The organism is Desulfocurvus sp., from assembly GCF_023230885.1.
Lineage (GTDB): Bacteria > Desulfobacterota > Desulfovibrionia > Desulfovibrionales > Desulfovibrionaceae > Desulfocurvus.
This window is the reverse complement of the sequence record NZ_JALNWM010000139.1, coordinates 1-8,983: the sequence shown is the minus strand read 5'-3', so window position 1 is coordinate 8,983 and position 8,983 is coordinate 1. Positions and strand designations below refer to the sequence as shown.

The 8,983-nt window shown below is 72.2% G+C and carries 8 protein-coding genes; 7 read left to right on the top strand and 1 reads right to left on the bottom strand.

Going from position 1 to position 8,983, the window contains the following annotated elements; all coding sequences use genetic code 11:
* The first annotated feature begins 369 nt into the window (after nucleotides 1-369).
* From M0P34_RS10620 to M0P34_RS10595, 6 genes are all read left to right on the top strand, one after another.
* Nucleotides 370-1,266: an ABC transporter substrate-binding protein gene (locus tag M0P34_RS10620; protein WP_291498892.1), complete on the top strand. Its 897-nt coding sequence runs from the start codon at nucleotides 370-372 to the stop codon at nucleotides 1,264-1,266.
* Between the two features lie 9 nt (nucleotides 1,267-1,275).
* Nucleotides 1,276-2,010 (top strand): ABC transporter ATP-binding protein, encoded by a 735-nt coding sequence (locus M0P34_RS10615; RefSeq protein ID WP_291498891.1) that lies wholly within the window; start codon nucleotides 1,276-1,278, stop codon nucleotides 2,008-2,010.
* Complete coding sequence (locus M0P34_RS10610; RefSeq protein WP_291498890.1) at nucleotides 2,010-2,759, top strand: ABC transporter permease subunit; 750 nt, start codon at nucleotides 2,010-2,012, stop codon at nucleotides 2,757-2,759. The genes M0P34_RS10615 and M0P34_RS10610 overlap by 1 nt, the downstream gene beginning before the upstream one ends.
* A gap of 262 nt (nucleotides 2,760-3,021) precedes the next feature.
* Nucleotides 3,022-3,513, top strand: a complete 492-nt coding sequence (locus M0P34_RS10605; RefSeq protein WP_291498889.1) for an Lrp/AsnC family transcriptional regulator — start codon at nucleotides 3,022-3,024, stop codon at nucleotides 3,511-3,513.
* 17 nt (nucleotides 3,514-3,530) lie between these two features.
* Nucleotides 3,531-6,542 carry a proline dehydrogenase family protein gene (locus M0P34_RS10600; protein WP_291498888.1) on the top strand — a complete coding sequence of 1,004 codons (3,012 nt, stop codon included), beginning with the start codon at nucleotides 3,531-3,533 and terminating at the stop codon, nucleotides 6,540-6,542.
* Between the two features lie 143 nt (nucleotides 6,543-6,685).
* Nucleotides 6,686-7,207, top strand: a complete 522-nt coding sequence (locus M0P34_RS10595) for a hypothetical protein (protein ID WP_291498887.1) — start codon at nucleotides 6,686-6,688, stop codon at nucleotides 7,205-7,207.
* A gap of 51 nt (nucleotides 7,208-7,258) precedes the next feature.
* Here the strand turns inward: M0P34_RS10595 and M0P34_RS10590 are convergent, their stop codons facing one another.
* Complete coding sequence (locus tag M0P34_RS10590) at nucleotides 7,259-8,395, bottom strand: TOBE domain-containing protein (protein WP_291498886.1); 1,137 nt, start codon at nucleotides 8,393-8,395, stop codon at nucleotides 7,259-7,261.
* 219 nt (nucleotides 8,396-8,614) lie between these two features.
* Here M0P34_RS10590 and M0P34_RS10585 point away from each other — a divergent pair.
* The coding region (locus M0P34_RS10585) for a sulfite exporter TauE/SafE family protein (RefSeq protein WP_291498885.1) at nucleotides 8,615-8,983 on the top strand (369 nt) is incomplete at its 3' end.

Genomic DNA, 8,983 nt, shown 5'->3' with positions numbered 1-8,983 from the left:
CCTCCTGCCGCCGAAAGCCCTGGGCGTTCGCGGCCTCTCCGACGCCCCGGGTGGCCCAGAGCCGGGCCCCCGCTGTTGAGGCAATCCCCCCGAGGCCCCCGGCGCGCTGGCCAGGCGGCCGGGCGCGCCCGGCCTTGGCGAGGACGCGGTTCTGCGCGCCCTGGCCAGCCTCCGAATCTCGCACCCGGCGCCCCCGGCCCTCGCGCGGGGCGGTCCCGCCTTTCCGCATTTATTGCAATTTGCATATCCGTACCCGGCCCGCGCGCGGGGCGGTCCGGCGGCGCGGCCCTTGCCGGGGCCGCCGTCCCGTTGTATCCAGGGGCCCGGACGCCGCCTTTTGCCCAAGGAACCCACCCCGAGGAGGTAGCCATGAGACGGCCCCTGGCTTGCGCGCTGCTCGCCGCGGCGCTGGTGCTGGCCCTGGCGGGCGGGGCCCGGGCCCAGGCCCTGCGCCTGGGCATCCTGCCCGTGCTGGACACCCTGCCCCTGCATGTGGCCGCCCGCGAGGGCCTTTTCGCCGCCCAGGGGCTGGACGTGGAGCTTGTGCCCTTCGCCAGCGCCATGGAACGCGACACGGCCATGCAAAGCGGCCAGCTCGACGGCTATTTCGGCGACCTCGTGGCCACCTTGACCCTCATCCGCGCCGGGGTGCCCATGCGCGTGGCCACCGTGAGCTACCGCACCACCCCGGGCCAGCGCATGTTCGCCGTGGTGGCCTCGCCCAAGGGCGCGGCCGAGGGCGCGCCCCTGGGCTATTCGCGAACCACGGTCATGGAGTTCCTGCTCGAACGCATGGCCCCGGGCGACGCGGCCGGCGGGCAGCCCTTCACGCGCATGGAGGTCAAGAAGATCCCCATCCGCATGCAGATGCTCATGGCCGGGCAACTGGGCTACGCCATCCTGCCCGAGCCCCTGGCCTCCCTGGTGGAGTCGCGGGGCGGGCGGGGGCTGGCCACGGACGAGGCCCTGGGCCTGCCCCTGACCGTGGTCTGCCTGCGCCAGGAGCGCATGGGCGCCTGCGGCGCCTTCCTGGCGGCCTACTCCCGGGCCGTGGAGGCCCTGACCCGGCGCCCCGAGGACTTCCGGGACCTCATGGCCCGGGAATGCCGCATGCCCGACGCCCTGGCGGCGGCCTTCCCGGTGTACCGCTATCCCGCGCCCAGCCTGCCCTCCGAGGCCGAGGTGGCCCAGGTCCAGGACTGGATGCTCCGCGTGGGCCTGCTGGAGGCGCCCCTGCCCTACGCGGCCATCGTGCCGCAGCCCTAGGCCGTTCCCGTGCTGCGCGCCGAAAAGCTGACCATGACCTACCCGGGCGGGCGCACCGTGCTCGCCGGGGTGGACCTGGAACTGGACCAGGGCCGGACCCTGGCCGTGGTCGGGCCTTCCGGCTGCGGCAAGACCACCCTGCTCTACATGCTCTGCGGGCTGGCCGCGCCCTCCGCGGGCCGGGTGACCCTGGACGGCGCCCCGGTGGCCGCGCCCACGCCCGACATCGCCATCATCCTCCAGGACTACGGCCTGCTGCCGTGGAAGACCGTGCTGGACAACGCGGCCCTGGGCCTCACGGTCCAGGGCGTGCCCCGGGCCGAGCGCGAGGCCCGGGCCCGGGCCGTGCTGGCCGAGATGGGCCTGGCCGGACGCGAGCGCGACCACCCCGCGCGCCTGTCCGGCGGCGAGCAGCAGCGCGTGGCCATCGCCCGGGCCTTCACGGCGCGGCCCAAGCTGCTGCTCATGGACGAGCCCTTCTCCAGCCTGGACTTCATCACCCGCGAGAAGCTCCAGCAGGCCCTGCTGGACTCCTGGCGCCAGCGGGGCACGCCCTTCGTGCTGGTGACCCACAGCGTGGAGGAGGCCGTGTTCCTGGGCGCGGACATCGCCGTCATGGGCGGGCGCCCGGCGCGCCTGGCAAGGCTTGTGCCCAACCCCGGGTTCGGCGAACCCGGGCACCGCGACGCCCCGGGCTTCCACGCCACGGCCCGGGCCGTGCGCGCGGCCCTGGCGGAGGTCTGATGCGCGCACCCCTGCGCTACGCGGCGGTGGTGGCCCTGCTGGCCCTGGGCTGGAAGGCCCTGGCCCTGGGCCCGGCGGGCGACGTGCTGCCGCACCCCGAACAGGCCCTGGCGGCCTTCGCGCGCCAGCTCGGGCGGGCCGAGTTCTGGGGCCACGCGGGGGCCAGCGCCGCCCGCTCGGGGGCGGCCATGATCCTGGCCTGGGCCGTGGCCTTTCCCCTGGGCGTGCTCATGGGCAGCCTGCCCCGGCTCGACCGCGCCCTGGCCCCCTTCGTGACCCTGACCTACCCCGTGCCCAAGATCGTGCTGCTGCCGGTGTTCTTCCTGCTGCTGGGCCTGGGCGAGGCCTCGCGCGTGGGCATGATCGCCCTGATCCTGGCCTACCAGATCCTGGTCACCACCCGCGACGGTGTGCGCGCCGTGAACCCCAAGTACCTGGACACCATCCACTCCCTGGGCGGCACCTACCGCCACGCCCTGCGCCATGTGCTGCTGCCCGCCGCCCTGCCCCACGGCTTCACGGCCCTGCGCCTGGGCACGGGCGTATCCGTGGCCGTGCTCTTCTTCGTGGAAAGCTTCGCCACCCAGCGGGGCCTGGGCTATTTCATCATGGATTCCTGGGGCCGCCTGGACTACGCGGACATGTTCGCGGGCATCTTCGGCATGAGCGCCCTGGGAGTGGCCCTTTACGAGGGCACCGAGCTGCTGGAACGCCGGGCCTGCCGCTGGCGCGCCCGCCGGGGCGCCTGAGCCCGCGAGGGCCCCGGCGCCGGGGCCTCGGGCCGTGGAGCCCCCCCGCCCCGGTGCTCCCGGCGCTGGCCGTGAACGGTCAGGCTGCCGTGCCCGCCGCAGTTCCCCCCGCGCCACCCCGCTCCATTTATAGGTAGGGGGAACGGTATGGGCGCAGTGCCCCGCGCGCACCCCGCCCTGCCCGCCGATCCTTCAGCCCTTCGCCATTACCGTGAATATCATTCTTGACAATGGACATGAAATCGAATTTGATTCTCCAATCATGGTAAAAAACGGAACACTCGACGAAACGGACCGCAAGATACTGGACCTACTCCAGGCCAACGCCCGGACCACCAACGCCGACATCGCGCGCAGCGTGGGCAAGGCGCCCTCGGCGGTGCTGGAGCGCATCCGCAAGCTGGAGGCCAGGGGGGTGATCCAGGGCTACGAAACCCGCGTGAACCCCAAGGCCCTGGACCACGGGCTCACGGCCTTCACCTTCGTCCACGCCGAGGACGCCGTGGGCTCGGTGCGCTCGGGCCGCGAGCTGGCCGCCCTGCCCGAGGTGCTCGAAGTGCACCACACCGCCGGGCAGGACGCCTACCTGATCAAGGTCCGCGTGCAGGACACCGAGGCCCTGGGCCGCCTGCTGCGGCGCATCGGGCGCATCCGCTCCGTGCGCGACACGCGCACGACCATCGTGCTGACCACCGTCAAGGAAACCCTGGCCCAGAGCCTCGACCCCGGGGACAACGGCGCCCAGGACGACTGACCGTCCCAGGAGGGATCATGGACAAGACCCAACTCGAGCAGCGCATCGTCGCGCGCGGCAGGGAATTCTTCCAGAGCATCAGCGGCGAGGCCCCGTCCATCTTCAACAAGGGCTGGTGGACCGGCAAGGTCATGGACTGGTCCATGAAGAACGAGGACTTCAAGGTCCGGCTGTTCCGCTTCGTGGATGTCCTGCCCGCCCTGTCGACCACCGAGTCCCTGACGCGGCACATCGAGGAGTACTTCGCTTCGGATTCCGGCGACCTGCCCCCGGTGATGAAGGCCGGGCTGACCACCGCCGGGCTGGCCGGGAAGCTGGGCGGCAAGCTCATGGCCAAGGCCATCTCGGCCAATATCGAAAAGATGGGCCGCCAGTTCATCGTCGGCCAGGACGCCCGCGAGGCGGTCAAGAACATCCAGCGCCTGCGCAAGGACGGCTTCGCCTTCACCATCGACCTGCTGGGCGAGGCCACGGTCAGCGAGGCCGAAAGCGAAGCCCGCATGCAGGAGCACCTGGATCTGATGGACGCCGTGGCCGAGGCCAAGGACAAGTTCAAGCCCCTGAGCGACGGCGGGAGCGGCCTGGACTGGGGCGGCGAGCCCGTCGTCAACCTGTCGGTGAAGCCGTCGGCCTTCTACTCCCAGACCAAGGCCCGCGACTTCGAGGGCTCGGTGCAGGGCCTGTACAATCGCCTGGCCCCGGTCTATCGCAAGGTCGTCCAGATGGGCGGGGCCATGTGCATCGACATGGAGTCCCTGGACTACAAGGACATCACCATCGAGCTGTTCAAACGCCTGCGCGGGGCCGACGAGTTCCGCCACTATCCGCACCTGGGCATCGTCTTCCAGGCCTACCTGAAATGCACCGACCAGGACGTGGCCGAGATGCTCACCTGGGCCCGGACCCAGAACCTGCCCATCACCATCCGCCTGGTCAAGGGCGCCTACTGGGACCACGAAACCGTGCGCGCCAAACAGATGGGCTGGGAGGTGCCGGTCTACACCATCAAGGCCGAATCCGACGCGGCCTTCGAGCGCGTTTCGCGCCATGTGCTGGAAAACGCGGACATCTGCCGCCTGTGCTGCGCCTCGCACAACGTGCGCACCATCGCCGCGGTCATGGAAACGGCCCAGGCCCTGAACGTGCCCGAGTCGCGCTACGAGTTCCAGGTGCTCTACGGCATGGCCGAGCCCGTGCGCAAGGGCCTGCGGAAGGTGGCCGGGCGCGTGCGCCTGTACTGCCCCTACGGCGACCTCATCCCGGGCATGGCCTACCTGGTGCGCCGCCTGCTGGAGAACACGGCCAACGAGTCGTTCCTGCGCCAGAGCTTCGCCGACGAGGCCGACATGGCCCGGCTGCTGGAGGACCCGGCGGCCGCCGCCGAGCGCGAGCGCGCGGCGCGGCCCGTGGGCCGCGAGGCCGCGCCCGCCCCGGGCCCCTTCGAGAACCACCCCATGATCGACTTCACCCTGCCCGAGGCCCGCGAGGCGTTCCCCCAGGCCCTGGCGCGCGTCCGCGCCCACGGCCTGCGCGAGGTGCCGCTGTTCATCGGCGGCGCCCCCGTATACACGAACGACGTGCTCGACTCCTACAACCCCGCCGACACCGGCGAGGTCCTGGCCCGGGTGCACCAGGCCGGAACGGCCGAGATCGACCGGGCCCTGGAGGCCGCCGTGGCCGTGCGCGGCTCCTGGCGGGCCACCCCGCCCGCCGAGCGCGCCGAGTACCTGCTGCGCGCCGCCGCGCACATGCGCGCCAACATCCACGACCTCTGCGCCGTGCAGGTGCTCGAAGTCGGCAAGCAATGGGACCAGGCCCACGCCGACCTGGCCGAGGCCGTCGACTTCCTGGAATACTACGCCCGCGAGATGCTGCGCCTGGGCGCCCCCCGGCGCATGGGCCGCGCCCCCGGCGAGGTCAACCTCTACCAGTACCGGCCCAAGGGCATCGCGGCGGTCATCGCGCCGTGGAACTTCCCGCTGGCCATCTCCACGGGCATGGTCGGCGCGGCCATCGTCACGGGCAACCCCGTGCTCTACAAGCCCTCGGGCCTGTCGTCGCTGGTTGGCCACGGGCTGGTGGAGGCCTTCTCCGCCGCCGGGCTGCCCGCCGGGGTCTTCAACTTCGTGCCCGGGCGCAGCTCGGTCATGGGCGACTACCTCGTGGGACACAAGGACATAAGCCTCATCGCCTTCACCGGCTCCATGGAGGTCGGCCTGCGCATCATGGCCAAGGCCGCCGTGCCCGCCCCGGGCCAGCTCCAGTGCAAGAAGGTCATCGCCGAGATGGGCGGCAAGAACGCCATCATCATCGACGACGACGCCGAGCTGGACGAGGCCGTGCAGCAGACGGTCTACTCGGCCTTCGGCTTCCAGGGCCAGAAGTGCTCGGCCTGCTCGCGGGTCATCGTGCTGGACGCGGTGTACGACCGCTTCGTGCCCCGGCTGGTGGAGGCCTGCCGCTCCCTGCGCCTGGGCCCCGCCGAAAACCCGGCCAACGTCATGGGCCCGGTGGTGGACCGCGCCGCCCAGAAGTCCATCATGGCCTATGTGGAACTGGCGCGAAAGGAGGGCCGGGTGCTGGTGGAGCGGATGCCCGGGGGCCAGGACTGCGCCGCGGGCTGCTACGTCCCGCTGACCGTGGTGGAGGGCATCACCCCCGAGCACCGCATCGCCCAGGAGGAGATCTTCGGGCCCGTGCTGGCCGTCATGCGCGCGGCGGACTTCGACCAGGCCCTGGAATACGCCAACTCCACGCGCTTCGCCCTCACGGGGGCGGTCTTCTCGCGCAGCCCGCGCCACCTCGAACGCGCCCGCGCCGAGTTCAACGTCGGCAACCTGTACCTCAACCGGGGCAGCACGGGCGCCCTGGTGGAACGCCAGCCCTTCGGCGGCTTCAACATGTCGGGCATCGGCTCCAAGACCGGCGGCCCCGACTACCTGCTCCAGTTCATGGACCCCTATGTGGTCACCGAAAACACCATGCGCCGGGGCTTCGCGCCCATCGAGGAGGACGACGACTGGGTCTAGCCCCCTCGTCGCCGCCCGGCGCCCCGAAGCACAAGGCCCCCGCCCGGTTTTCCGGGCGGGGGCCTTCGCGCGGGTGCTTGCGGCCCCCGACGGAAGTGCTATACTGCATGCTCCGGGAGACACCCCGTACAAGGAGGATCGCCATGAAACGCGAATTGCACATGTGCCGCGCCTGCGGGCTGCTGCTGGCCCTGGCGCTCCTGCTGCCCTGGGCCGCCCCGGCCCAGGCGCAGGACGGCGAGCAGGTCGAGACCACGGTGGGCGGCCTGATGAACCAGATGCGCCAGGCCCAGGAGGCCATGGAGCAGGCCCAGATGTCCAACGACCAGGCGGCCAGGACGCGCACCCGCGAACGCATGGCCCAGTGCGAAAGGGATCTGGAGCAGGCCCGGGTCCGGGCCGTGGCCGCGGCCTCGGACCTGAGCGAGGAGCAGGTCGGCCAGATGCGCCAGCAAGGCATCGGCTGGGGCCTCATCGCCAAGAAGGCCGGAGTGGCCCCCTCGACCCTGGGCATTGGCCAGGGCATGGGCCAGGGCATGGGCTCCGGCATGGGCTCCGGCGGCAGGGGCGGCTCCGGTGGTTCCGGCGGCGGTTCCGGCGGCGGCTCCGGCGGCGGCGGCGGTGGCGGCGGTGGCGGCGGCGGAGGAGGCAAGGGCAAGAGCTAGGCCCGTTGCAGCCATCCCGGGCGCCCGGTCCGTCGGGCCGGGCGCCCGGCCTCACTCCACATGCAACACCACGGCGCAGGCGCCGCACAGCACCCACACCGCGTCGCCGGGGCCAAGACTCCTGGCGCGCGCCCAGGACGCGGGCACCAGGGCGCACACCCGCGTGGCCTCCGACACCCGCACCACGCATTCGGTATTGATGCCCCCCGCGCGAACCTCCTCCACCAACCCGGGAAACACGTTCTCCAGGCTGCTGGCCGGAGGCGGCGTCCGCGCGGCTCCCGCGCCGGGGCGCAGCAGGACGGACACCAGCGGCGCCTTGACCTCGGCGGTGACCAGCCGCCCCGGGCGCAGGCCCAGCCGCCGCACGCTGTCGTTGGTGACCAAGGCTTCCACACGCAGCCCGTCCAGGGTCGCCAGCTCCACGCGGGTCTGGATGTCCCCGGCGTCCAGGGCGCGGACCTTGCCGTAGAAGGAGTTGCGCGCGCTGCTGCCCCGGCTGGCCTCGCGCTCCAGGAACCCCCGGGCCACCATGCGGATATCGTCGGGCGAAAAGGACACATAGGCCGAGGTCGGCGCCGGGGTCACATGCCCCAGCATGGCCTGGACAACGGGCAGGGGCACGTTGCCCTGGAGCAGCTCCACGGCCCGGGCCTTGCGCAGCATCTCCGGCCCGCCCTGGCGCTTGTCGAAGCCCGCCGCCCGGGCCAGCTCGTAGAACTTGCGGCGCACGAACCCGGGGTCCAGCCCCAGGCCCGGGCCCGGCGCCCCGGCAAAGGCGGGTCCCTCCAGGATGGCGCGCAGCTCGCCCGCCAGCAGGGCCGACACCTGGACCTCGCGCGCTCCCGGCTGCCCCGCCGCCCCGCCCAGGCGCAACACCCCGCTCCCGAAGTCCACGTCGGCCCCCGGGTCCAGGGCCAGGGCCTCGCTGAGCTTGGCCCCGGTGTAGCGGATGAGCAGAAAGACCAGCAGGACGCGCTGGCGGGACAGGCGCGCCGCGGGGCCCGCCGCCGCGTCCACCCAGCTGCGGACGGCCTGCTCCAGGGCCGCGAGCTGCGTGGCGTCGAGGCAGTCGGGCCCCTCGGGGCCGGAGACGATGCGCCCGTGGCCGCTCCCGGCTCCGGGCCGGGACCCGGCGCCCCGGGCCGGGGCGGCCTGTTTTCCGGAAGGTCTGCTCCTGGGTGCCATGCGCGCCGTATCCTTGTTCCTGGCGCGGCCCGGCGGGCCGCGCGGGTTCGGCGCCCCCCGGGGAGGGGGCGCCCGGGCCGCGGGCTTGCGCCCGCGGCCCCGGGGCGCCCATCCTCGCCCAGACCGGGCGACTTGACAACTCCCCGGCCGGGCGGCTACAAAAAGTCACGAATTCGATTGGAATCGTGACCGAAGAGCCGCAGGCCGCAGGAGGTATCCATGTTCTTCCCCACCGCCGGAATCGAGGTCGCCCCCTGGGTGCCGCCCCTGGTGGCCTTCGTCATCTCGTTCTTCACCTCCATGGGCGGGGTTTCCGGGGCCTTCCTGCTGCTGCCCTTCCAGATGTCCTTCCTGGGCTACGTCAACCCCTCGGTCAGCGCCACCAACCAGCTCTTCAACGTGGTGGCCATCCCCAGCGGCGTCTACCGCTACTGCAAGGAAGGCCGGATGCTCTGGCCGCTGACGTGGATCGTCGTCCTGGGCACCCTGCCGGGGGTGTTCATCGGCGCCTATGTGCGCACCAGCTGGCTGCCCGACCCCCGGCACTTCAAGATGTTCGCCGCCGCCGTGCTGCTCTACATCGGGGTG

Coding starts and splice junctions, on each gene's coding strand:
- M0P34_RS10620 (WP_291498892.1), top strand. CDS start 370: ATGAGACGGCCCCTGGCTTGCGCGCTGCTCGCCGCGGCGCTGGTGCTG.
- M0P34_RS10610 (WP_291498890.1), top strand. CDS start 2,010: ATGCGCGCACCCCTGCGCTACGCGGCGGTGGTGGCCCTGCTGGCCCTG.
- M0P34_RS10605 (WP_291498889.1), top strand. CDS start 3,022: ATGGTAAAAAACGGAACACTCGACGAAACGGACCGCAAGATACTGGAC.
- M0P34_RS10600 (WP_291498888.1), top strand. CDS start 3,531: ATGGACAAGACCCAACTCGAGCAGCGCATCGTCGCGCGCGGCAGGGAA.
- M0P34_RS10595 (WP_291498887.1), top strand. CDS start 6,686: ATGAAACGCGAATTGCACATGTGCCGCGCCTGCGGGCTGCTGCTGGCC.
- M0P34_RS10590 (WP_291498886.1), bottom strand. CDS start 8,395: ATGGCACCCAGGAGCAGACCTTCCGGAAAACAGGCCGCCCCGGCCCGG.